Origin of the sequence: Mycobacterium sp. ITM-2016-00317, assembly GCF_002968295.1 — a bacterium.
In the GTDB taxonomy this organism is placed as follows: Bacteria; Actinomycetota; Actinomycetes; order Mycobacteriales; family Mycobacteriaceae; genus Mycobacterium.
The window spans coordinates 4,963,005-4,984,897 of record NZ_CP134399.1 but is presented as its reverse complement, the minus strand read 5'-3'; the positions used below and the strand labels follow the sequence as shown (position 1 = coordinate 4,984,897).

The following is a 21,893-nucleotide window of genomic DNA, read 5'->3' as shown; positions in this document are numbered from 1 at the left end:
CATGCTGACCAGACGAATCAAGTTGCAGCTCGCCGTCTTCGCGCTCGTTGCGCTCGTCGCAGGCGGGGTCATGGCGTTCGGCTACATCAAGGTGCCGGCGATGCTCGGGATCGGGCAGTACACGGTCGTCGTGCAACTCCCGCAGGCCGCCGGTCTGTACCAGACCGCGAATGTCACGTACCGGGGCACCGGGATCGGGCGTGTCACGGAGGTGCGACTGACCGACGACGGCGGGGTGGAGGCGGTGCTGTCGCTGGAATCTGGGACCGACATCCCGTCGGACCTCACCGCGGAGGTGCACAGCGCGTCGGCGATCGGCGAACAGTACGTCGCGCTGGTCCCCAGGAGCGCCGGTGCGCCACCACTGAAGAACGGCGACGTCATTCCTGTCGACCGCACGACGACGCCGCCGCCGATCAACGCACTCCTCGACGCGGCGAACCGGGGAATCCAGGCGATCCCCGGCGACAACGTCAAGACCGTGGTCGACGAGAGCTACACGGCCGTCGGCCGCCTCGGCCCGGAACTGTCCCGAATCGTGCAGGGATCCACGCAATTGGCCTCGGACGCGAGGGCGAATCTGGACTCGCTGATCACACTGATCGACAAGGCCAAGCCGCTGATGGACTCCCAAGCGCAGACCGCCGACTCGATCAATGCCTGGGCGTCGCATCTGGCCGACCTGACCGGCCAGGTGCGCGACGCCGACCCGGCGGTGGCGGGACTGCTCGAACGCGGCGGCGACGCGGCCGAGGAAGGTCGTCAGCTCTTCGATCGACTCAAGCCGACCCTGCCCGTGCTGCTGGCCAACCTGGTCAGCATCGGCGAAGTCGCCGTCGTCTATCAGCCCGCCATCGAACAGATACTGGTCCTGGAACCCCAACTGGTCGCCGGTCTGCAGGGCGCGCTGCTGGCGAACAAGGACTCCAAGCGCGCCTCACCCGGCTTGTACGTGAGCTTCAACCTCAACCTGAACCTGCCGCCGCCATGCACCACCGGGTTCCTGCCGGTGGACCAGCAACTGACCCCGAACGTCGAGACATCCGCAGATCTGCCGCCGGGCGACCTGTACTGCCGGATACCGCAGGATTCGTGGAATGTGGTGCGCGGCAACCGGAACTACCCGTGCATCACGCGGCCGGGCAAGCGGGCGCCGACGGTGAAGATGTGCGAGAGCGACGAGGAGTACGTGCCGCTCAACGACGGCTTCAACTGGAAGGGCGACCCGAACGCGACGCTGTCCGGCCAGGACATCCCGCAGCTGCCGCCGCCGGCCGCCGCGCCCCACCCCGCACCGATCGCGGTGGCCGAGTACGACCCGGCCACCGGTGAGTACGTGGCGCCGGACGGCAAGATCTACACCCAGGCGGACCTGGCGCCCCAGACAGAAGGCAGGACATGGCAGAGCATGATGATCCCCCCGCCGGGAAGGTGACTCCGGCATTGCCGCACCGCTTTTCGGGGCTGCACTGGGTTGCGGCGCTGTGTGCAGTGGCGTTGGTGGCGCTGGCCGGCCTCGGCGGCTGGATGGGCTATCGGCTGGTCGACGAACGCCGGGACGTGGCCCAGCAGAGGCGCTTCGTCGAGACCGCACGCCAAGGCGCGATCAACCTGACCACGATTCGGCACGCCACCGTCGACGAGGACATCAAACGGATCCTGGACTCGTCGACCGGGGCATTCCACGACGACTTCCAGAAACGGGCTGAGCCGTTCGCCGAGGTCGTCAGGCAGGCCCGGTCCACCTCCGAAGGGTCCGTCACCTCGGCGGCCTTGGAGTCGCACGAGGGTGACGGCGCCCAAGTGCTGGTCGTCATGTCAGTAAAGATGTCGAGTCACGAGGCAGCGGAACAGGTCCCGACGGTGTGGCGGATGCGCATCGGCGTGCAACAGAGCGGCGACAGCGCCCGCGTGTCCGACGTGCAGTTCGTCTCATGACGCCGCGCATCGATGAGATCGGGGACGACACCGTCAGCGATCACGCGCCTGTCGACGATGCTGCGGCCGCGGGGCAGGCACGTCACCCCGCAGTGGTCCGGGCGGTCGCGTACCTGGTCTTGCCGCTGATTGTGGTAGCGGCTGCGCTCGGCGTGGGATTCCTGAAATGGCAGCTAGATTCGGCCGTGCCGTCGGGCGGCGCCGCCGCCGCACCGGTGGCGGCGGCCACGGAAGGCGTCGTGGCGATGCTGTCCTACCGACCGGACCGCGTGCGGGAGGATCTGACCGCCGCCGGCGAGCGCATGACCGGTGAGTTCCGCACGGAGTACACCACGTTGATCAACGACGTCGTCGCCCCCGGGGCCGAGGAACAACGAATCTCGGCGGTGGCCGCGGTGCCTGCGGCCGCGCTGGTGTCCGCAGACGCAGACCGCGCACGCGTGTTGGTGTACATCGACCAGACGACGACGGTGGGCACCGAACCTCCGACCGAAACCCGGTCCAGCGCGCACGTCGAGATGGAAAGGGTCGGAAACACATGGCTGATCGCAGGATTCGAACCCGTCTGATCCGCTCCGGCGCGGCCATGGCGCTGGGTGTCTCGGCGCTCGCCGCGGTGGCGGGCCCGGCACCGGCGGCCCATGCTGACGACGTCGCCTACCTGGTTAGTGTCACGCTCGCGCCCGGCTACGACTTCGCCGGCGCCGACGCCGCGCTCGAATACGGCCACGGCATCTGTCGCAAGCTCGCCGATGGCCGGACCTACCCCGAGCTCATCGCCGACGTGCGGGCCGACTTCCGGACCGCCGACGACTATCAGGCCTCGTATCTGCTCGGGCAGGCGGCCAACGAGCTGTGCCCGGAATCCATACAAGCGCTGCGCAACTCGGCTGCCCGCTACCGTCCATTCCCCTGACCACCACACCAGCGTCGAACGAGGTTGACATGATGCAGATGACCTACCGACTCGCGACTGTCATGGCACTTCCGGCCTGCCTCGTGGTCGCCGCGGGAGCCACGATGCCCACGGCAACCGCCGACAATCGAAGGTTCAACAGCAGCGTGGTCGAGAACGTGTACGCCGTGCAGCGCCAAGCCGGCTGTGAGAACGATCTGAACGTCAGTCCGGAGCTGCTGCTGGCCGCCGAATGGCACGCGCGCGACCTGATGGGCAACCGCAACCTGAATGCCGACGTCGGCACGGACGGGTCCACTCCGCAACAGCGCGCCGAGGCTGCCGGCTTCCGGGGTGCGGTCGCACAGACCGTGGCGATCCACCCCGCACTGGCGATGAGCGGAATCGAGCTGATCAACCTCTGGTACTACAACCCCGCCTACCACGCGATCATGGCCGACTGCGCGCACACGAAGATCGGCGTCTGGTCGGAGAACAGCCTGGACCGCACGGTGGTCGTCGCCGTGTACGGCTGGCCGGACTGACGGCCGGCCGTACACGGCGCGATGTCACTGGGAGGTCGCGGTGGCGGCGCCGAGCGCGTTCATGTCGGGGACGAACGGCTGATGCGCCAGCAGGCCTCCGTCGACACGGATCGTCTCGCCGTTGATCCCACGGGAATCATCGGAGGCCAGGAACGCGTAGACCTTGGCGAGGTCGTCGGGCGCGTTGAGATCCGGCGCCAGCGTGTGGCGCCGGTAGATGTCGGTGACGGACGTCGGAAGATGTTGCGCGGGCGGGGTTGTCGTGGTGCCGGGGCAGATGGCGTTACACCGCACACCCTCGCGGCCGTACTGGGTCGCGGTGTACTTGGTCAGTGCCAGCAGCGCCGCCTTGGTGGCGCCGTAACCCGTCAGGCTGGTGTCGCCGGCGAACGCATGCGTCGATGCCGTGTTCACGATGGACCCGCCGCCCGTCCGCAGGTGCGGCAGTGCGTGTTTGGTGGTGAGCATCGCGCTGCGGACGTTGACGGCCATCACGTCGTCCCACACCTCGATCGGCATGGTGGCCACATCGCCGTCACCGGCGGGGAACACCCCGGCGATGTTGAACAGGACGTTGAGTCCACCGAAGGTGGAGACGGCGGTGGCCACCAGGGCCTGGATCGCGGTCTCGTCGCGGAGGTCGACATGGACGGCAGTCGCGACGTCGGGTCCGTACTTCTCGTTGAGTTGGTCGGCGAGTGCCGCCGCGCCGTCGATGTTGATGTCGGCGAGCACCACGCGGGCGCCTTCGCTCACCAGCCGGGTGGCAGCCGCGCCGCCGATGTTCAGTCCGCCCGGGTCCACGGTCGTTGCGCCGGTCACCAGCGCGATCTTGTCGGACAGTCGTGACATCTCTTCCTCTTCCGGTCGGTCTACACGCTGCGATGCGCTTCGCGTGAAGGCTAACTTCACGTTAGGGGACAGTCAATGATGCTCTGACAAGTTAGAATGAGAAATGAGTTAGTTTCAATTCTTCTCATATCCCTGGTGTCAACGAGGACAGGTGGTGTGTCGACATGGGTTTATCGCTTGCTGACGAGGATTGGGCGGAGGCCGACGCCGACGCGCTCGAGCATGCGGAGAAGGAACTCGCCCGGGTTTTCGGGGACGGGCGCCGCCCACTGCCTCAGATGCGCGAGAGCCTCGACGAGATGATGATCGCCCAAGGGCTCGCCGACGACGTCATGGTCGTCGAGATGTCCGCCGGGGGAGTCCCCGCCGTTCGGGTCGACGCGTGTGCCGGCACCGGCGACGACAGCGCGTGCGTCGTTTGGTTGCACGGCGGCGGCTACGTGATGGGGTCCGCGCACGGGTACCGCGGCGTCGCTGCGGCGGTGTCGAAGGCGTGCGGGCATCCGGTCGTGGTGCCCGATTATCGCCGGGCGCCGGAGAACCCGTTCCCGGCGCCTCTGACCGACGCTGCTGCGGTGATGGACTGGGCCGCCGAGACCTTCGGCGATCGTTGGGTGCTGGCCGGTGATTCGGCGGGCGGCGGCCTGACGGTCGCCTCGATGATCCGCGCGCGCGACGAGCAGACGCCGCTTCCGGCCGGCGCCGTGCTGGTCTCGCCATTGGCCGACTTCACCGCCTCCGGTGAGAGTTTCGACGTGCACGCCGACGCGGATGTCGCCATTTCCCGCCGTTCGGTGAAGGCGCTGGCCGCTGCGTATCTGGCCGGCCACGACCCACGCGACCCACTCGTCTCACCGGTGTTCGGTCAGTTCGATCGGCTGCCGCCGACGCTCATCCTGGCCAGCGATCGTGAAGTGCTGCTCGACGACGCGAAGGCACTGCACTACGGCATGGTGCGGGACGGGTCGCACTCGACGCTGTCGGTCTACGCCGGGGTGTGCCACGCATGGACCATGTTCGCGTCGTCCATGCCGCGCGCCGCACGCGCGGTCGGCGAGATCGGTGAGTTCGTCGCCGGCGCGATCCCTGCGCCCGGCACGGTGTGACCGCTCAATATGCGAATGACGCGTCTCGCAAGCGGTCAACATGGTCATCCATCTGTAAATGTTAATTGCGATTATGTACGATCGTGTCAATCTCGAATCAAGGTGAGGAGGCCGTCATGGCCGTGACGGACATCGAGTCGCTCAGGGACGCTTTCCGGGACGCCATGGCCTCGGTGTGCACACCCGTGGCTGTCATCACGGCGATGGACGGACAGCGTCCGCACGGCACCACCGTGAGTGCCTTTGCGTCCCTGTCGATGTCGCCGCCGTCATTGCTCGTGAGTCTCGACCGGGGCTCTGACCTGCTGGCGATCATCCAGTCGTCAGGCAGCTTCGGCGTCAACGTGCTCGGACACGATCAATCGCACCTCGCCGCCTGCTTCGCCCGCAAGGGGCGGGAAAAGTTCGCCGACGTCGAATGGTCACTCGCCGGTGGTGTGCCGCGTCTGACCGGTGCCGCGGGCTGGTTCGCCTGCGATGTGGCCCAGGCCGTCGAGGCGGCCGATCACGTCGTCGTCATCGGCGAGGTGCGGGTGGTCGAAAGTCGTTCCACCGCACCGCTGACCTACCACGACCGGACATTCGGGACCCACCAGATCCTGGGGTGAGGCGCCCGGCGCTGCCGAGTGTCTAGGCCGCGAGTACGGCGGTGACCAGGCGGTGCAGTTCGTTGGCGATGCCAGGCCGGTTGCGCATGCTCGGCGTCTGTGTGATGTCGGTGACGAGCCCGATCGCGGCCTGTGCCAGCAGGCGCGCGTACGGGGCCGACAACTCGGGGCGCACCCCGAGGATTGCGGCGACCCACTCGTCGATGTACTCACGCTCGCTCATCCGGATCGCCTCCTGGGCCTTCTCCGGGAGATAGATCAGATCTGCGGCGAGGATGGCCAGGATCGGCTGGTGCGGACCGAGAGCCAACTCGATCAGGGTGCAGGCGATGACGTCGAGGGCTTCCTGCGGCGTGGTCGCCGACGGCAGCCGGTGGTTGGTGACGTAGTGCAGGCCCTCGGCGCCGCGGTTGAGGACCGCCGCGAGCAGCTCGGCCTTGCCGTTGAAGTACTGGTAGAACGTCGCGATCGCGGTCTCGGACTCGGCGGCGATCTCTTCGATACCGACCGCGTGGTAGCTCTGGGCGTGGAAGAGGCGGGTGGCGGTGGCCAGGATGCGTTCCCGCCGGCCGGGGGGCGACGCTGGGTGGGTACCGGGAGTCTGGAAGCCGTTGTCGCACCGTCGATGTCGCACAGTAGGACGCCCTGGGCGGCGGCCTGTAGGAGCCGCTTGGCGGCGGCGTCCTCGAGTCGCTTGCGCGCCGGGGCGACGCTGGAGTAGATCCCCAACACGCTCCATGCCCGCAATTCGGCGTCACTGGAGGGTTGTTCGCCGTCACCGATCCCCAGCGCCTGCACCGTCAGTCGCAGGACCTCGTTGAGCTTCACCCGGAACTGGTTCTGCTCATCCTCGGACAGTTGCCTGCGCTCACGCTTCCACAGCAGGACCTCTTCACGATCGAGCACCAGATCGGCGAGCTCGGACAGGAACATCGCCGCGCGCTCGTCCGGCGGGAGTCCCGACTCGACCGCATGCACCGCCACCGCTTCGACAGCGGCGAGTTGCTCGGAGATCGCCTGCGCCAGAATGTCGTGCTTCTTGCGGAAATGGCGGTACAGCGCCGGGCCGGTGAGCCCCACGGCCGAGGCGACATCATCCATGCTCACGTTGTGGTAGCCGCGGTCGGTGAACAGGCGGGCGGCAGCCTGGGACAACTGCAGTTTGCGTACCGAACTTCGCGCGTGCTGGCGAACGGGTTGCGCCACGTCGGCGTTCCTCCCTTTTCCGCCGGTCGGGCGGATGCGCGGTCCTGGAAGAGTGAACCAAGATTATAGTTCACTCTTCCAGGGCGTGCCGGTACTGCGACGCCGAGCGGGGCGGTGCGCTGCGATCAGGAGACCGCGACGACCGCCTCACCGCTGAGGGTGACCGTGCCGTCCGCGAGGGTGATCTTCACATCGATCGTGGCCCGCTTTTCGCCGTCGACCTCCTCGACGCCGGTCACCGTCCCACTGCATGTCGGTTGCGCGAGAACCGGGGTGATGGCCGTGAACCGGGTGCTCAGCGCGCGCAGCCGCGACTGAGGGACCCACGAGGTGACCAGCCGGCCCAGGTAGGCCATCGACAGCATGCCGTGGGCGAAGACGTCGTCGAAACCCGCTGCCTTCGCTGCGTCGATGTCGATGTGGATCGGGTTGTGGTCCCCCGAAGCGCCGGCGAACAAGGCCAAGGTGGTCCGTGAGATCGGGGCCACCTCCAGCGGGGGCAGTTCGGTTCCGGCCTGGATCTCGCTGGTATCGGTGCTCACGACGGCGCTCCATTCCTGATGACGGACACGCTTTCCATCTCGGCGACGAGATCGCCGCCGGAGGTCAGCTGCGAACGGCGCACGAGAAACTCCAGGGCGCCGTTGCGTTTCGAGTAGTAGTCGGTGAATTCCGCACTGAGGGACAATGTGTCCCCGGCGTGCACGTCACGGTGATAGGTGAAGCGCTGCTCGCCGTGCAGCACTGCCGACAGGTCCACCCCGTGAGCGGCGAGGACGCCGAGGGTGTCGGAATGCTCCAGGTCGAGCCCGAAGACGAACGTCGGAGGTGCCAGCAGATCCGGATGGCCCGCCGCTCTGGCCGCGTCGACGTCGAAGTAGACCGGGTCGGTCTCACCGATCGCGTTGGCGAACATGGCGACCCGGCCGCGTTCGACGTCGACCGTGCTCTCCGGCCACTGATAGCCCTTGAGGGACTCGGCGCTCATCGGGATGTCCTTTCATACAGAGTGACGACGCAGGCCCCACCGAGGCCGAGATTGTGCTGCAGGGCGAGCTGAGCGCCCTCCACCTGACGGTCGCCGGCCTGGCCGCGCAACTGCCAGACCAACTCGGCGCATTGCGCCAGACCGGTCGCGCCGAGCGGGTGCCCCTTGGACAGCAGGCCGCCCGAGGGATTGGTGACCACACGGCCGCCGTAGGTGTTGTCCCCGTCGAGGATGAACTTCTCGGCCGTGCCCTCGGGGGTCAGCCCGAGTCCTTCGTAGGTGATCAGCTCGTTGGTGGTGAAGCAGTCGTGCAACTCGACGACCGGAATGTCCTCGGGCCCGATGCCGGCTGCCTCGTAGACGTCGGCGGCGGCCTTGGCCGTCATGTCGTAGCCCACGACCCGTCGCATGTCGTCGCCGTCGAAGGCGCCGGGCAGATCGGTGACCAGCGACTGCGCCCGGATGCGCACTGTGTCATCGATCCCGTGCGCACGGGCGAACTCCTCGCTGCACACCACGGCGGCGGCTGCGCCGCAGGTGGGGGGACAGCACTGCAAGCGGGTCAGCGGGCCCCAGATCGTCGGGGAGGACATGACTTCGTCCAGCGTGACCGGATCACGGAACACGGCGAACGGATTGCGGGCCGCGTGCTGGCGGGCCTTCACCGAAATGCGGCCGAAGGTCTCGGGTTTGGTGCCGAAACGCTCCATGTGCGCCACGCCGGCGCCACCGAACAGTTGTGCGGCCATCGGGGCTGACGGGTCGGCGCCGGGGCGGCTGGACGCGACTTCTTCGAACTTGCCGGTAGAGCTCGGGCGGTCGTCCCACACCGCGGCGAGCGCGCCCGGGCGCATCTGCTCGAAGCCGAGTGCAAGAACGCATTCGGCCGCTCCCGACGCCACCGCCTGGCGGGCCAGCCACAGCGCCGACGAACCGGTCGAACAGTTGTTGTTGACGTTGAGTACCGGAATTCCCGACAGGCCAAGGTGATACAGGGCCGCCTGGCCGGACGTCGAGTCCCCGTAGACGTAGCCGACGTAAGCCTGTTGCACGGTCTGGTAGTCCAGCCCGGAATCTGTGAGTGCCGCGCGAGCCGCCTCGGCGCCCATCTCCTGATAGTTCCGACTCTTACTCGGCTTGGCGAACGGGGTCATGCCGACCCCCGCCACGCATACAGTGCGCTGCATCTCCACCCTCATGTTCGAGACAACTAGAATGAAAACTAACTATATGAACAGTATCGGGGGAATCGCAACTACTGCTGACAGGATACGGCTGATATCGCGGATAACTTGGAGGCCGGTTGCGGGCGGCGAGAAGCCCCGGCCAGGGTGTGGCCGGGGGTGCCGGGGTGGCGTCAGGCCGGGGAGGCGACCTGGGTGGCTCGCTCGAAGTGGGCGTGCACGTTCGGGTAGCGCATCATGTGGGCGCCGCCGTTGATGTCCAGTACCTCACCGGTGACCCATTGCGCCCCAGCGAGATACAGAACCGCCTCGGCGATCTCGGTGGGAGTTCCCGGTCGTCCGAGGGGCACGTTCTCCACGTACTCGCGCTCGACCCCGGGAACCCCGAGCGCTCCGGAGGTCAGTGGCGTACGAACCAGCCCGGGGGCGATCGCATTCACCCGGACGCCACGGGCGCCGAGCTCCAGGGCCGCGACCTGGGTCAACATCGACAGGCCGGCCTTGGCCGAGCAGTAGGCGGCCATGCCTACGGCAGGCTGGCGGGCGTTGAGCGAGCTCAGGGAGATGATCGCGCCGCCGTCCGCGATGTGGCGCCCGGCGTACTGGACGACCAGGAAGGCGCCGGTGAGGCAGACGTCGACCACCCGGCGAAACTTGGCCACCGGCAGTTCGGTGACGAGGCCCAGAGCCGTGATGCCCGCGCAGTTGACGGCCACCTCGAAGCGATCGGTCCGATCCTGCAGGGACTCGAAGAACGTTGCGACACTTGCCTCATCGGAGACGTCCAGCTCTGCGGCGGCATGACCCTCGCCGGCGAGCTGGGGGAGCAGCGACTGCGCTGCGGTGAGGTTCCGGTCGCCGATGACAACCGCGTATCCGTGATCGGCCATTTCGCGGCATATCTCCGCACCGATACCCGAGGCGCCCCCGATGACAACGGCGAATGAATTCTGAGGCATCGATCGCTCCCTCTGTCTGTCAACTGAATCAGCGCCACACGGCTCGCGCAGGAACTGTCGAAAAGTCGACGAAGTCACCGTTGCGGTGAGTGATTGTGAATTACTGTTCTACCACAGGGGGAGAGTGTGGCGAACGCTGTTCAGTCGGCGGGACCGGGCGCCAGGGATGAGCACTCCGCCATCGCCTGTTCCCACGCGGCCGCGTCCACCCCGGGCGGCGGGGCGGACACCGGACCGGCCACTGCGGGCACCCCGTGCTGCCCCAGGCAGTACGCGAACGAGCCGTGACCGACGCTGGGCACCGCCGAACTCGGCGTCGAGGGCGCGGGGGACTCCGCGGGTGTCGCGCAGCCGGCCACCGCACCCGCGGCGGCGATCACTGCGATCACAAGACGACGCACTAGCCGGCGAACCTCGCCAGCCGCGCGGACAGATGAGGAACCAGGCCGCCGTCGGCGTCCACGCGTTCCTCCACGTACGCCAGGTCGCCGCCCTCGATGATCCCGTAGAGCCGCTTGGCGCCGCCGACGAGCAAGCCGGACTTGCTGCGGGCCAGCGCGTCGGTGACCAGCTCCCAGGAGGACTGGTTCAGCGGACGGCCGTAGAACAGCTCGATGTAACCCGCGGAGTGTGCCAGCAGCAGCTCGATCGCCTGCGACTCACCGGGATCGCCGGGATCGGCGACGAACCGCCAGAAGCCGGTCTCGCGCAGGCCGGGCCGGTCGTACTCGCCGTCGTCGTCCAGCCGCCACGAGCGCGCCTCCCAGTTGAGGTAGTCGCCGCCGTCGTGAGACACGACGATCTGCTGGCCGAAGCGGTAGTCACCGTGCGCGCCGCGGCCCTCACCCTCGCCGCGCCAGACACCCACCAACGGCAGCAGAGCCAGCAGCGAGTCGTCCAGATCGGCGCCTTGACGCAGGTTGGCGGTGTCAGCGGGCACCGGCAGGTCGCCGAACGCCGGGATGTTCCGCGCTGCGGTCACCCTGGCCCGTTCGGCGGCTGCTGCGACCGCGTCGTCGCCGGAAGTCATGTCGCTGTCCGCGGGCGCGGGATCACGACTCGTCGGTGACGAGGCGATACACCGCGTACAGCGCGAACCACGTGATCACCACAACGGCCGCGACGAGAAGAAGTTCGAAGAAGAGCACCACGCCGAAAAGTTTAACCGCCGGACGAAAACAACTCTCGGCGGCCGGTCAGGTGCGAAGGTCAGCTGACCTTCCATTCGTACTCGGGGCAGAACGCGCCGGTCGCAGCGCCGATGAAGTAGACGGCCTGGTAGTCGGACCATTCGGTGACGCTGGTCAGATCTGTGACTTCCTCGTCGAGCGACGCGCCAGTGCCCCAGTCCTGGCAGACCGCGCGGCCGGTCTCGATCACCTGGGGGGTCTTGTCCGTCGGCCAGGTGATGCCGGCGGCGGAGATGTTGATGAGGAAGTCGTCCTCAGGCGCCGCGAGAGCCGCGGGTGCGCCGATCAGGGCGACAGCAGCGAAGGCCGCCGAGGTGGCACAGGCGATCGTGATCTTCATGGTCGGTCCTATGCGGTTGTGCGCGGCGGTCGCCAAAGCGGACGTGCGACTCGCCGTGTCGTGGTGTTGACCGTATTTTCGCCCACAACAGCAGAACGTGCAGGGTTTTCGCAGCAAAAGCGGCACTGTGCGACCAGCACGTGGTGTGAGAAAGCAACCGCCTGGCCGGGCGCCGATACCGCGGCGCCCGGCCGGGCGGGACTGCAAACTGCCTGACTCCGTCAGGCGGGGCCTGACTGCCTAACTCCGTCAGGCGACCTTGACGTCGACCTCGTGGATCCCCGCACCCGACGGCGCGACGCTGGCGTCGCCGTTGCCGGCCGGCGACAGCGCACGCAGGTGCCAGGTGCCGGGGGCGGCGAAGAACCGGAAATCCCCGGTCGCCGACGCGACGACCTCGGCGGTGAACTCGTCCGAGCTGTCCAGCAGACGCACGAACGCGCCGCCGACCGCCTGGCCGGACCCGTCGACGACACGGCCGGTGATGACCGTCTCCTTCTCCAGGTCAACGCCGGCGGGCAACGTCAGTCCTTGCTTGGGTGCAGAGCACATATCAACTTCCCAACTCGATCGGGGCTCCCACCAGGGAACCGTATTCGCACCAACTACCGTCATAGTTCTTGACGTTCTTGTGGCCCAGCAGCTCCCGCAGCACGAACCAGGTGTGCGACGAGCGCTCACCGATGCGGCAGTACGCGATGACGTCCTTGGAGCCGTCCAGGCCGGCCTCGCCGTACAGCTTGGCCAGTTCCTCGTCGGACTTGAAGGTGCCGTCTTCGTTCGCAGCCTTGCTCCAGGGCACGTTGATCGCCGTGGGGACGTGGCCGGGACGCTGGCTCTGCTCCTGCGGGAGGTGGGCCGGGGCCAGGATCTTGCCCGAGAACTCATCAGGGGAGCGCACGTCGACCAGGTTCTTGGTGCCGATCGCGGCGATCACCTCGTCGCGGAACGCGCGGATGCTGAGGTCGGGCTCCTTGGCCGAGTAGCTGGTCTGCGGTCGGCTCACCGGATCCTTGGACAGCGGGCGGGCATCGAGTTCCCACTTCTTGCGGCCGCCGTCGATCAGCTTGACGTTCTCGTGGCCGTACAGCTTGAAGTACCAGTACGCGTACGCGGCGAACCAGTTGTTGTTGCCGCCGTACAGGATCACGGTGTCGTCGTTGGAGACGCCGCGCTCGGAGAGCAGCTTCGAGAACTGCGCGGCGTCGACGAAGTCGCGCCTCACCGGATCCTGCAGGTCCTTCTTCCAGTCGAGCCGGATGGCGCCCGGGATGTGACCGGTGTCGTAGGCGCTGGTGTCCTCGTCGACCTCGACGAACACGGTGTTCGGCGCGTCGAGATTGCTCTCGGCCCAGTCGGTGGAGACCAGGACGTCGGAGCGTGCCATGTGGTGGATCCTTTCGGTTGCTATCGGGTGGGGGTCAAGCGCATGAGGAGGGGATAGAGCTGACAGCCCAGACAGATACCGAAGGCTGCGTTGAGCAGTGCTGCCACGAGCGCCAAGCCCGTGGCGACCAAACCCAGCGGCACGAGACCGCTGGCGAACCCGAGGGCGCCGGCGGCGGCGAAGACGAACCCGACCAACTGCGCGAACCTCAGTGGGGCGACCGGTTCGCGTTCCGTCGTCGCGGCCAGTCGCGGCGCGACCAGCGCGGCGAACACCACGCCGTAGGGGTGCCGACGCGGGCCGAGCAGCGCTCCGACGGCGAACACCGCCGTCTGCACGGCGAGGATGACCGCGGCCGCGACTGCGCTGCGCGTCGACACGAGCAGCGCGCCGACGAGGACCGCTGTGGTGACCCACGCGACGAACCGTGGGCCGCGCACGTCGACGGACGCGTCCGCTGCGGTGAGATTGGACAAAGTCGTGCTCCTGTTGTCTGGAATGGCTGGATGCGGCAGACCCGACAGGGCCGATCGCAGAGCGTGGCGCGAAAGGACGGCGCGGCTACTCAGCAGCTACAACAACAACAGCAACAACCCGCGACGCGGCACAGATCCACTGCGCGGCGCTTGGTGAGCAGAAGCTCAAGGCGGGCTGACACGGCTGACAGCTTACCCAACGACGGGGTGCTCAGGCCAACAGCTCCTGCAGGGCTGCCCGCAGGTCAGCGGCGGTCGGCACGCCCGAGCTCCGATAGCGCTGCCTGCCGTCGGCGTCGAAGATGAACGTCGTCGGCAGCGACAGCACCGAAAGCTTGCGTCCCGCCTCCGGTTTGGCGTCCAGGTCGATCTCCACATGTGAGACGCCGGGCAGGTCCGCGCACACCTGATCGACCACCCGGCGCACCCCCGCGCACGGCCCGCACCACACCGCGGTGAAGTGCAGGACCGTCGGCCCGGACCGCGACAGCCCCAGTTCCTCGACGTCGGAGTCGTCCAGCGCGGGCCACTGCGCGGCGCCCTTCTTCAACCCGTCGCGCAGCATCAACAGCCTGCCGATCACGAAGGCGAGTCCGAACGCGGCGATCAGCACCGCGATGACGGCGATCCAGGAGGCGCTCATGACATACGGAACTCGTCGAGGTCGACGGTTACTCCCTCGGCGATGCCTTCGATGATGACGTCGGATCCGCGCGCGCCCTGGGTCGTCGGGGCGACGCCGAACGGCAGCTTCTGTCCCGGCAGAGTCGTCGAGAACGCCGCCAGCACCGCGGGCAGCTTGTCGTCGGGGACGGCCTGGTCGGCGGTGCCCGGCTCGGTGAGCACGCCGGTCGCGGTCACCACCAGCGTCGTCGATTCCGGTCCGGTGACCGACAGGTCGACCGCGATGCTGACCCGCTCGTCGAAACCCGCCTTGTCCGGGGTGCCGGTGAACACGACGCCGCGATTGCTGGAGATGCCCGACTCGGTGGTCCCGCCCGTGGAGTCCTCGGTCTCCCGGGTCGGGGCCTCGATCAGCAGGTCCGGTATGCCCATGTAGCGGCCCATGTGCGTGGAGTCGATGATGATCCGGCTCTCCAGCTTCTCGATGGTGAGGGTCGCGCCCGGTTGCACCAGCCACGAGTCGCCGAGCCCGACGGAGTGCATGGTGGCCTCCAGGGACGCCTTACCCACGACCCCGTGATCTACACCACTGGCCTTGATCTCCACCTCGTCGTAGTGGTGACGCTGCGCCTGGGGGATGAACGGGAATCCCAGGATCGCCACCGACGGGTCCCAGTCGAGGTCCGCGGAGCTGCGAACGCTCCTGGCCAGGCGGTATTCGGCGTAGATCGCGGCGCCGAAGTCGGTGCCGACCAACCCGAGGGCGACGACGACGAGGGTCCCGAGGGCACTGATTACGAGCTTGCGCACCCGGTCATTGTTGCCGACGCGAAAGCAAGGCACGGTTCCGCGCGGCTTACCGGCAGGTGGCGCGCTATCGTTAGATAGCTATCGGCTGGGTAACAGCCGTGTGTCGGCCATGAATCTGGAATATCACCACGCGACATCGTTGTCCGGGAGAGCACTCCACAGCGGTTGGAGGGGTCAGTTGGATCTTTTGCTACTGACGGTTGACCCGCGTCCCGAGTCGGTGCTGCCCTCGCTGTCCCTGCTGGCGCACACTGTCCGGACCGCGCCGACCGAGGTCTCGTCGTTGCTCGAAGCCGGGACCGCGGATGTGGCGATCGTCGACGCGCGCACGGATCTGGCGGCCGCCCGCGGCCTGTGCCGTCTGCTGGGCACCACGGGCACATCGGTGCCGGTCGTCGCGGTGGTCAACGAGGGCGGGCTGGTCGCCGTGAACGTCGAATGGGGCCTCGATGAGATCCTGCTGCCCAGCACCGGGCCCGCGGAGATCGACGCCCGGTTGCGGCTGCTGGTGGGACGCCGGGGCGGCGTGGCCAGCCAGGAGAACGTCGGCAAGATCAGCCTCGGCGAGCTCGTCATCGACGAGGGCACGTACACCGCGCGGTTGCGCGGGCGCCCGCTCGACCTGACCTACAAGGAGTTCGAGCTACTGAAATATCTCGCGCAGCACGCCGGACGCGTCTTCACCCGCGCGCAGTTGCTGCAGGAGGTGTGGGGCTACGACTTCTTCGGTGGCACGCGCACCGTCGACGTCCACGTGCGGCGTCTTCGCGCGAAACTGGGCCCCGAGTACGAATCGCTGATCGGCACGGTCCGCAATGTCGGCTACAAGGCCGTGCGGCCAGCCCGGGGACGGGCCCCCGCCGCGGACATCCCCGACGATCTCGACGGCGAGGACCCTTACGACGACGGGATCGGGGCGCTGGCGCCCGACGAGGTGCCGGAAGCGCTCGGTGACGCGCTGCGCAGTCAGTGACCGCGCAGCCCTCGGTCGGGTGGCAGGACACCCTGTCCGAAGCCGACCAGCAACACATCCGCGAGTTGATCGCCGACGCCGCCGCGCACGACTCGATCGCGCCTGTCGGTGATCAGGTGCTGCGCGAACTGGGTGGGCAGCGCACCCGGCACCTGGTGGCCGTCGCCGACGGCCGGCTCCGCGGCTATCTGAACCTCACACCGCCCGGGGAGGACGCCCCGCCGATGGGTGAACTCGTGGTCCACCCGGACGCCCGGCGTCGCGGCATCGGCTCGCAGATGATCCGCGCTGCGCTGGAGGCGGGCGGACCCGACACCAGGCTGTGGGCGCACGGCAATCTCGCGCCGGCACAGGCCACTGCGCGCGCCCTGGACCTGGAACCGGTCCGGGAGTTGCTGCAGATGCGGCGGTCGCTGCGGGACCTGCCGCCGGTGCCGTCGGCCCCGGGGGTGCGCGTGACCACGTACTCCGGACCACAGGACGACGCCGAGGTGCTGCGGGTCAACAACGCCGCGTTCTCCTGGCACCCCGAACAGGGCGGCTGGACCGCCGACGACATCGCCGCCCGCCGCGCCGAACCGTGGTTCGACCCGGCCGGCTTCTTCCTGGCGTTCGACGAGACCGACCGGCGGTTGCTCGGATTCCATTGGACCAAGACGCATTCCGCGACCTTGGGCGAGGTGTACGTGGTCGGTGTCGACCCGTCCGCGCAGGGCCGGGGACTCGGCGGACTACTGACGTTGATCGGTGTGCACCATCTGGCCGAACGGTTGCTGCGCACCGGCGGATCCGCCGAGGTGATGCTGTACGTCGAGGCCGACAACACCGCCGCGGTGAAGACCTACCGTCGACTGGGTTTCGAGGTGGCCAACACCGACGTGGCCTACGCACAGGCCGCACCCGCCGACCTGTGAGATCACCGCACCTGTTCACTTCGCGTTAACCCACCATCCCCGATCCGTCCACTCCGGCCGCATACGTTGCCGGAGAGTTCGGAGCCGTCTGGGCACCCCAACAGGAAAGTGGGATCAGTGAAGCTGAACATGTTCGGCAGGACGTTTGGTACGACCGTCTCGGTCGCAGCAATCACCGCGTTGACGCTCGCCGGCTGTGGCAGTGACAACAACGTGCCTGCGGGATCCTCCAACACCGGTGCCGCCCCTGCCTCCGCCGCCGACTGCTCCGGCAAGAACTCGGTGACCGCCGAGGGGTCGACCGCCCAGCAGAACGCGATCGCGCTGTTCAACCAGGTGTGGTCTCAGAAGTGTCAGGGCAAGAACCTGTCCTACAACCCGACCGGTTCCGGCGCGGGCCGCGAGCAGTTCGTCGCAGGCAACGTCGACTTCGCCGGCTCGGACTCCGCGATCAAGGAGGAGCAGGCCGCCCAAGCCGCGCAGCGGTGCGGCGGCAACCCGGCGTGGAACCTGCCGCTGGTGTTCGGCCCGATCGCGATGGCCTACAACCTCGAGGGTGTCGAGGGTTTGGTGCTCGACGGCGACACACTGGCCAAGATCTTCCAGGGCCAGATCACCACCTGGAACGACCCGGCGATCGCCGCGCTCAACGACGGAAAGACCTTGCCGGACAGCAAGGTCACGCCGATCTTCCGCTCCGACTCGTCCGGCACCACCGACAACTTCCAGAAGTACCTGGAAGCCGCTTCGGGCGGCGCGTGGACCAAGGGTGACGGCAGCGAGTTCCAGGGCGGCGCCGGTGAGGGCGCCCAGAAGTCGGCCGGTGTCGCGCAGGCGGTGCAGTCCACCCCCGGCGCCATCGGTTACGTCGAGAAGGGCTTCGCCGATCAGGCCGGCATCCCCTACGCCCAGATCGACAACGGCAGCGGACCGGTCGCGCTGACCGACGAGTCCGCGGGCAAGGCGATCGACGCCGCCCAGTTCGCCGCCGAGGGCAACGATCTCGCGCTGGATCTGGGCTCGCTGTACGGCACCCAGGAGTCCGGCGCGTACCCGCTGGTGCTGGCCACCTACGAGATCGTGTGCTCCAACGGGTACGACGCCGAGACCGCCGACGCGGTGAAGTCGTTCCTCACCGTCGCGGCCAACGACGGCCAGGCGGATCTGTCGGCGGCCGGCTATGTGCCGCTCCCGGAGAAGTTCAAAGAGCGCCTGCTGACCTCGATCGAGGCCATCGGGTCGAGCGCCTAGGTTATTGGCGCAACTGACGGGCAGCGGCGAGGATGGGTTCTGACCGAATGACCTACAAGCGCGATGGGCTCGCATTGACAACGCCGAATCCGTCGGACGCGGGGTCGGGGGAGGCCTTGGCCGCCCCCTTCCCCGAGCCGACCCCGATATCGACCGATCCGTCCAGGAACGCCAAAGAGCGTGTCGGGGACCGTATCTTCCGCACCCTGGCCGAGGGGTCGGGCGTCCTGATCGTCGCCATCATCGCCGCGATCGGCATCTTCCTGCTGTGGCGTGCGGTGCCTGCGCTGGCCCGCAACGAGGAGAACTTCTTCCTCTTCGGCGGCAACTGGGTGACCACCGACACCTCGTCGATGCAGTTCGGCATTCTGGATCTGCTGCAGGTCACGGTGTTCGTGTCCGTCTTCGCGTTGCTGCTGGCGATGCCGGTCGCGCTGGGCATCGCGATCTACCAGACCAATTACGCGCCGAAGCGGATCGCGGGCCCGCTGGCCTACATGGTGGATCTGCTGGCCGCGGTGCCGTCGATCATCTACGGCGTGTGGGGCCTGTACGTGTTGGCCCCGGTGATCAAACCGTTCGCGGTCTGGCTCAACGAGAACCTGGGCTGGTTCTTCCTGTTCGCCACAGGCACCGCGTCCGTGGCCGGCGGCGGCACGATCTTCACCGCGGGCATCGTGCTGGCCGTGATGATCCTGCCGATCATCACCGCGGTGACCCGCGAGGTGTTCGTCCAGACGCCGCGGGGGCAGATCGAGGCCGCGCTGGCGCTGGGCGCCACCCGCTGGGAGGTGGTGCGCACCACGGTGCTGCCGTTCGGCATGTCGGGCTACATCAGCGGCGCAATGCTGGGCCTCGGCCGTGCGCTGGGCGAGACGATCGCGCTGTTGATCATCCTGCGCGGCACCCAGCAGGCGTTCGGCTGGTCGCTGTTCGACGGCGGATACACCTTCGCGAGCAAGATCGCTTCCGCCGCTTCGGAGTTCAACGACCAGTACAAGGCCGGGGCCTACATCGCCGCGGGCCTGGTGCTGTTCATCCTGACCTTCGTGGTCAACTCGCTGGCCCGCGCCGCGGTCTCCGGAAAGGACAGGTCCGCCTCATGACCTCCGCAACGCTGGACCAGCCGGTCAAAGCGCCGACGTTTCAGGGCGTCAGCACGCGTCGCAAGCTGACCGACCACTTCGCGACCGTCCTGGTCACCGCCTCGGTGGTGGTGGCGCTCGTGCCGCTGGTGTGGGTGCTCTACACCGTGGTCGCCAAGGGGATCGGCGCGGTCACGTCGAGCACCTGGTGGCTGTACTCGCAGTCGGGCATGACGGCGTTCGCCGCGGGTGGCGGCGCCTACCACGCCATCGTCGGTTCGCTGCTGCAGGCCGCCGTCTGCGCGGTGATCTCGATCCCGGTCGGGGTGTTCGTCGGCATCTATCTGGTCGAGTACGCCGGCGGGAGCCGGATGGGCAAGGTGACGACCTTCATGGTCGACATCCTCACCGGTGTGCCGTCCATCGTGGCCGCGCTGTTCATCTACGCGCTGTGGGTGGCGACGTTCGGGTTCGAGCGGTCCGGCTTCGCCGTGTCGCTGGCGCTGGTGCTGCTGATGATCCCGGTGATCGTGCGCTCCACCGAGGAGATGCTGCGGATCGTGCCGATGGACCTGCGCGAGGCCAGCTACGCGCTCGGCGTCCCGAAGTGGAAGACGATCGCCAAGATCGTCGTGCCGACCGCACTGTCGGGCATCGTGACCGGAATCCTGTTGTCGCTGGCGCGGGTGATGGGCGAGACGGCGCCGCTGCTGATCCTGGTGGGCTATTCGCAGGCCATCAACTTCGACATGTTCAGCGGTTTCATGGGCTCGCTGCCCGGCATGATGTTCGACCAGACCTCCGCGGGCGCCGGCGCGAACCCGGTGCCGACCGACCGGCTGTGGGGTGCGGCGCTCACCCTCGTCGTGCTCATCGCCGCGCTGAACATCGGCGCCCGCTTCCTCGCAAAATTCTTCGCCCCTAAAAAGGTTTGAGCAGGTTTAGGAGAAACCCCTCATGGCCAAACGTCTCGACCTCAAGGACGTCAACATCTACTACGGCGCGTTCCACGCGGTGGCGGGTGTCTCGCTGTCAGTGGAGCCGCGCAGCGTCACCGCGTTCATCGGTCCCTCGGGCTGCGGGAAGTCGACGGTGCTGCGCACGCTCAACCGCATGCACGAGGTCATTCCCGGTGCCCGGGTCGAAGGTTCGGTGCTGCTCGACGGTGAGGACATCTACGGCGCCGGCGTCGACCCGGTCGGCGTGCGCAAGACCATCGGCATGGTGTTCCAGCGGCCGAATCCTTTCCCCACCATGTCGATTCGCGACAACGTGGTGGCCGGGCTGAAGCTGCAGGGCGTCCGGAACAAGAAGGCGCTCGACGAGGTCGCCGAGCGTTCCCTCAAGGGCGCCAACCTGTGGAACGAGGTCAAGGACCGGCTGGACAAGCCCGGCGGCGGGTTGTCGGGTGGTCAGCAGCAGCGGCTGTGCATCGCCCGGGCCATCGCGGTGCAGCCCGACGTGCTGCTGATGGACGAACCGTGCTCGGCGCTCGACCCGATCTCGACGCTGGCGATCGAGGACCTGATCTCCGAGCTCAAGCAGGACTTCACGATCGTGATCGTCACGCACAACATGCAGCAGGCGGCGCGGGTCAGCGACCAGACGGCGTTCTTCAACCTCGAGGCCACCGGCAAGCCGGGCAAGCTGATCGAGATCGACGACACCGAGAAGATCTTCTCGAACCCCACCAAGAAGGCCACCGAGGACTACATCTCGGGGCGCTTCGGCTGACCGGGCCCCGCGCGAACGGAGAAACCGCCCCATTCCACCGGAAATGGGGCGGTTTCTTCGTCAGCTCACGCGAGCGCGCGGTCAGCGCGAGGCGGGCAGTTCCTCGTCGTCGCCGGTGCGCCCGGTGACCTGGAAGATCACCCGCCGGGCCACCTCCACGGCGTGGTCGGCGAAGCGCTCGTAGAAGCGCCCGAGCAGGGTCACGTCGACGGCGGCGGCCACCCCGTGCTTCCACTCGCGATCCATCAGCACCGTGAACAGATGACGGTGCAGGTCGTCCATCGCGTCGTCCTCTTCGCGGATCCGGGCGGCCTTCTCCGGGTCCCGGGTGCGCAGCACCTCCTGGGCGCTGTGGCCGAGCTCGACGGCGACCCGGCCCATCTCGGCGAAGTAGCCGTTGACCTCTTCGGGAAGCGCGTGCTGGGGGTGGCGGCGGCGGGCGATCTTGGCGACGTGCAGCGCCAGTGCGCCCATCCGGTCGACGTCGGCGACGATCTGGATGGAGCTCACGATCGCGCGCAGGTCTCCCGCCACGGGGGCCTGCAGCGCCAGGATGACGAAGGCTTCCTCCTCGGCGCGGACGCTGAGGGCGGCGATCTGTTCGTGGTCGGTGATCACCTGCTCGGCCAACGCCAGGTCAGCCTGGAGTAGGGCCTGGGTGGCTCGCTCCATCGCGGCCCCGGCAAGCTCGCACATGTCGCCGAGCCTGTTCGACAGGGCCTCCAACTGCTCGTGGTAGGCGGTACGCATGGATAAACCCTACCGGGGCCGTTGAACCGCAGTCACGAGCTGGCGGTGAACGAAAGGTGAATGCCACCTGCCGAAATG

Annotated in this window: 29 protein-coding genes; 13 read left to right on the top strand and 16 right to left on the bottom strand. The window is 67.7% G+C overall.

Annotated elements, in window-relative coordinates:
• Position 1: 1 nt before the first annotated feature.
• The 5 genes from C6A87_RS23895 to C6A87_RS23875 are packed head-to-tail and all read left to right on the top strand — an operon-like array spanning position 2 to position 3,378.
• The gene (locus C6A87_RS23895; protein WP_311114507.1) at positions 2 to 1,435 is read left to right on the top strand and encodes an MlaD family protein; all 1,434 of its coding nucleotides are present in this window, start codon (positions 2 to 4) and stop codon (positions 1,433 to 1,435) included.
• On the top strand, positions 1,399 to 1,938 hold the full coding sequence (locus tag C6A87_RS23890; RefSeq protein ID WP_311114506.1) for a mammalian cell entry protein: 540 nt from the start codon (positions 1,399 to 1,401) through the stop codon (positions 1,936 to 1,938). Before C6A87_RS23895 ends, C6A87_RS23890 begins: the two co-directional genes overlap by 37 nt.
• Positions 1,935 to 2,507, top strand: a complete 573-nt coding sequence (locus C6A87_RS23885; protein ID WP_311114505.1) for a hypothetical protein — start codon at positions 1,935 to 1,937, stop codon at positions 2,505 to 2,507. Before C6A87_RS23890 ends, C6A87_RS23885 begins: the two co-directional genes overlap by 4 nt.
• A gap of 17 nt (positions 2,508 to 2,524) precedes the next feature.
• Complete coding sequence (locus C6A87_RS23880; protein ID WP_311118063.1) at positions 2,525 to 2,854, top strand: DUF732 domain-containing protein; 330 nt, start codon at positions 2,525 to 2,527, stop codon at positions 2,852 to 2,854.
• A gap of 38 nt (positions 2,855 to 2,892) precedes the next feature.
• Positions 2,893 to 3,378 (top strand): CAP domain-containing protein, encoded by a 486-nt coding sequence (locus C6A87_RS23875; RefSeq protein WP_311118062.1) that lies wholly within the window; start codon positions 2,893 to 2,895, stop codon positions 3,376 to 3,378.
• A 24-nt stretch (positions 3,379 to 3,402) separates the two neighbouring features.
• Here C6A87_RS23875 and C6A87_RS23870 read toward each other — a convergent pair whose 3' ends face one another.
• Positions 3,403 to 4,230: an SDR family oxidoreductase gene (locus tag C6A87_RS23870; RefSeq protein ID WP_311114504.1), complete on the bottom strand. Its 828-nt coding sequence runs from the start codon at positions 4,228 to 4,230 to the stop codon at positions 3,403 to 3,405.
• Positions 4,231 to 4,394: 164 nt separating this feature from the next.
• Here C6A87_RS23870 and C6A87_RS23865 point away from each other — a divergent pair, with 164 nt between their 5' ends.
• Complete coding sequence (locus C6A87_RS23865) at positions 4,395 to 5,336, top strand: alpha/beta hydrolase (protein ID WP_311114503.1); 942 nt, start codon at positions 4,395 to 4,397, stop codon at positions 5,334 to 5,336.
• A 116-nt stretch (positions 5,337 to 5,452) separates the two neighbouring features.
• A complete protein-coding gene (locus tag C6A87_RS23860) occupies positions 5,453 to 5,944 on the top strand; it encodes a flavin reductase family protein (RefSeq protein ID WP_311114502.1) in 492 nt (163 codons plus the stop codon).
• 22 nt (positions 5,945 to 5,966) lie between these two features.
• Here C6A87_RS23860 and C6A87_RS23855 read toward each other — a convergent pair whose 3' ends face one another.
• The 14 genes from C6A87_RS23855 to lmeA all read right to left on the bottom strand — a co-directional run bounded on the left by C6A87_RS23855 (position 5,967) and on the right by lmeA (position 15,108).
• Positions 5,967 to 6,578, bottom strand: coding sequence for a helix-turn-helix domain-containing protein (locus C6A87_RS23855; protein ID WP_311114501.1), 612 nt, complete (start codon positions 6,576 to 6,578; stop codon positions 5,967 to 5,969).
• 697 nt (positions 6,579 to 7,275) lie between these two features.
• Complete coding sequence (locus tag C6A87_RS23850; protein WP_311114500.1) at positions 7,276 to 7,692, bottom strand: MaoC family dehydratase; 417 nt, start codon at positions 7,690 to 7,692, stop codon at positions 7,276 to 7,278.
• The gene (locus C6A87_RS23845; RefSeq protein ID WP_311114499.1) at positions 7,689 to 8,138 is read right to left on the bottom strand and encodes a MaoC family dehydratase N-terminal domain-containing protein; all 450 of its coding nucleotides are present in this window, start codon (positions 8,136 to 8,138) and stop codon (positions 7,689 to 7,691) included. The genes C6A87_RS23850 and C6A87_RS23845 overlap by 4 nt, the downstream gene beginning before the upstream one ends.
• Positions 8,135 to 9,325 carry a lipid-transfer protein gene (locus C6A87_RS23840; protein WP_003930387.1) on the bottom strand — a complete coding sequence of 397 codons (1,191 nt, stop codon included), beginning with the start codon at positions 9,323 to 9,325 and terminating at the stop codon, positions 8,135 to 8,137. The genes C6A87_RS23845 and C6A87_RS23840 overlap by 4 nt, the downstream gene beginning before the upstream one ends.
• Positions 9,326 to 9,495: 170 nt before the next feature.
• The gene (locus C6A87_RS23835) at positions 9,496 to 10,281 is read right to left on the bottom strand and encodes an SDR family NAD(P)-dependent oxidoreductase (protein ID WP_311114498.1); all 786 of its coding nucleotides are present in this window, start codon (positions 10,279 to 10,281) and stop codon (positions 9,496 to 9,498) included.
• 140 nt (positions 10,282 to 10,421) lie between these two features.
• Positions 10,422 to 10,670, bottom strand: a complete 249-nt coding sequence (locus C6A87_RS23830; protein WP_396836936.1) for a hypothetical protein — start codon at positions 10,668 to 10,670, stop codon at positions 10,422 to 10,424.
• Positions 10,671 to 10,681: 11 nt separating this feature from the next.
• A complete protein-coding gene (locus C6A87_RS23825; RefSeq protein ID WP_311114496.1) occupies positions 10,682 to 11,311 on the bottom strand; it encodes an FABP family protein in 630 nt (209 codons plus the stop codon).
• A gap of 179 nt (positions 11,312 to 11,490) precedes the next feature.
• A complete protein-coding gene (locus tag C6A87_RS23820; RefSeq protein ID WP_311114495.1) occupies positions 11,491 to 11,811 on the bottom strand; it encodes a DUF732 domain-containing protein in 321 nt (106 codons plus the stop codon).
• Positions 11,812 to 12,060: 249 nt separating this feature from the next.
• On the bottom strand, positions 12,061 to 12,363 hold the full coding sequence (locus tag C6A87_RS23815) for a DUF1416 domain-containing protein (protein WP_311114494.1): 303 nt from the start codon (positions 12,361 to 12,363) through the stop codon (positions 12,061 to 12,063).
• 1 nt (position 12,364) lies between these two features.
• A complete protein-coding gene (locus C6A87_RS23810; RefSeq protein ID WP_311114493.1) occupies positions 12,365 to 13,198 on the bottom strand; it encodes a sulfurtransferase in 834 nt (277 codons plus the stop codon).
• Between the two features lie 20 nt (positions 13,199 to 13,218).
• Positions 13,219 to 13,674: a DUF4395 domain-containing protein gene (locus C6A87_RS23805; protein WP_311114492.1), complete on the bottom strand. Its 456-nt coding sequence runs from the start codon at positions 13,672 to 13,674 to the stop codon at positions 13,219 to 13,221.
• 89 nt (positions 13,675 to 13,763) lie between these two features.
• Positions 13,764 to 13,814, bottom strand: coding sequence for a hypothetical protein (locus tag C6A87_RS29235; RefSeq protein ID WP_396837116.1), 51 nt, complete (start codon positions 13,812 to 13,814; stop codon positions 13,764 to 13,766).
• Positions 13,815 to 13,885: 71 nt separating this feature from the next.
• Complete coding sequence (locus C6A87_RS23800; protein ID WP_311114491.1) at positions 13,886 to 14,317, bottom strand: thioredoxin family protein; 432 nt, start codon at positions 14,315 to 14,317, stop codon at positions 13,886 to 13,888.
• Complete coding sequence (gene lmeA / locus C6A87_RS23795; protein ID WP_311114490.1) at positions 14,314 to 15,108, bottom strand: mannan chain length control protein LmeA; 795 nt, start codon at positions 15,106 to 15,108, stop codon at positions 14,314 to 14,316. Before lmeA ends, C6A87_RS23800 begins: the two co-directional genes overlap by 4 nt.
• Positions 15,109 to 15,286: 178 nt before the next feature.
• On the opposite strand from lmeA, the gene C6A87_RS23790 reads away from it, so the two are divergent.
• From C6A87_RS23790 to pstB, 6 genes are all read left to right on the top strand, one after another.
• Positions 15,287 to 16,081, top strand: a complete 795-nt coding sequence (locus C6A87_RS23790) for a response regulator transcription factor (protein ID WP_311114489.1) — start codon at positions 15,287 to 15,289, stop codon at positions 16,079 to 16,081.
• The gene (gene mshD / locus C6A87_RS23785; protein WP_311114488.1) at positions 16,078 to 16,995 is read left to right on the top strand and encodes a mycothiol synthase; all 918 of its coding nucleotides are present in this window, start codon (positions 16,078 to 16,080) and stop codon (positions 16,993 to 16,995) included. Before C6A87_RS23790 ends, mshD begins: the two co-directional genes overlap by 4 nt.
• 117 nt (positions 16,996 to 17,112) lie before the next feature.
• Complete coding sequence (gene pstS, locus C6A87_RS23780) at positions 17,113 to 18,246, top strand: phosphate ABC transporter substrate-binding protein PstS (RefSeq protein WP_311114487.1); 1,134 nt, start codon at positions 17,113 to 17,115, stop codon at positions 18,244 to 18,246.
• 47 nt (positions 18,247 to 18,293) lie between these two features.
• Positions 18,294 to 19,352, top strand: coding sequence for a phosphate ABC transporter permease subunit PstC (gene pstC, locus C6A87_RS23775; protein ID WP_311118061.1), 1,059 nt, complete (start codon positions 18,294 to 18,296; stop codon positions 19,350 to 19,352).
• Entirely contained in the window at positions 19,349 to 20,266 is a 918-nt protein-coding gene (gene pstA / locus C6A87_RS23770; RefSeq protein ID WP_311114486.1) for a phosphate ABC transporter permease PstA, read from the top strand. The genes pstC and pstA overlap by 4 nt, the downstream gene beginning before the upstream one ends.
• A gap of 22 nt (positions 20,267 to 20,288) precedes the next feature.
• The gene (gene pstB / locus C6A87_RS23765; protein ID WP_311114485.1) at positions 20,289 to 21,065 is read left to right on the top strand and encodes a phosphate ABC transporter ATP-binding protein PstB; all 777 of its coding nucleotides are present in this window, start codon (positions 20,289 to 20,291) and stop codon (positions 21,063 to 21,065) included.
• A gap of 81 nt (positions 21,066 to 21,146) precedes the next feature.
• Here the strand turns inward: pstB and phoU are convergent, their stop codons facing one another.
• On the bottom strand, positions 21,147 to 21,815 hold the full coding sequence (phoU, locus tag C6A87_RS23760) for a phosphate signaling complex protein PhoU (RefSeq protein ID WP_311114484.1): 669 nt from the start codon (positions 21,813 to 21,815) through the stop codon (positions 21,147 to 21,149).
• Between the last annotated feature and the right edge of the window lie 78 nt (positions 21,816 to 21,893).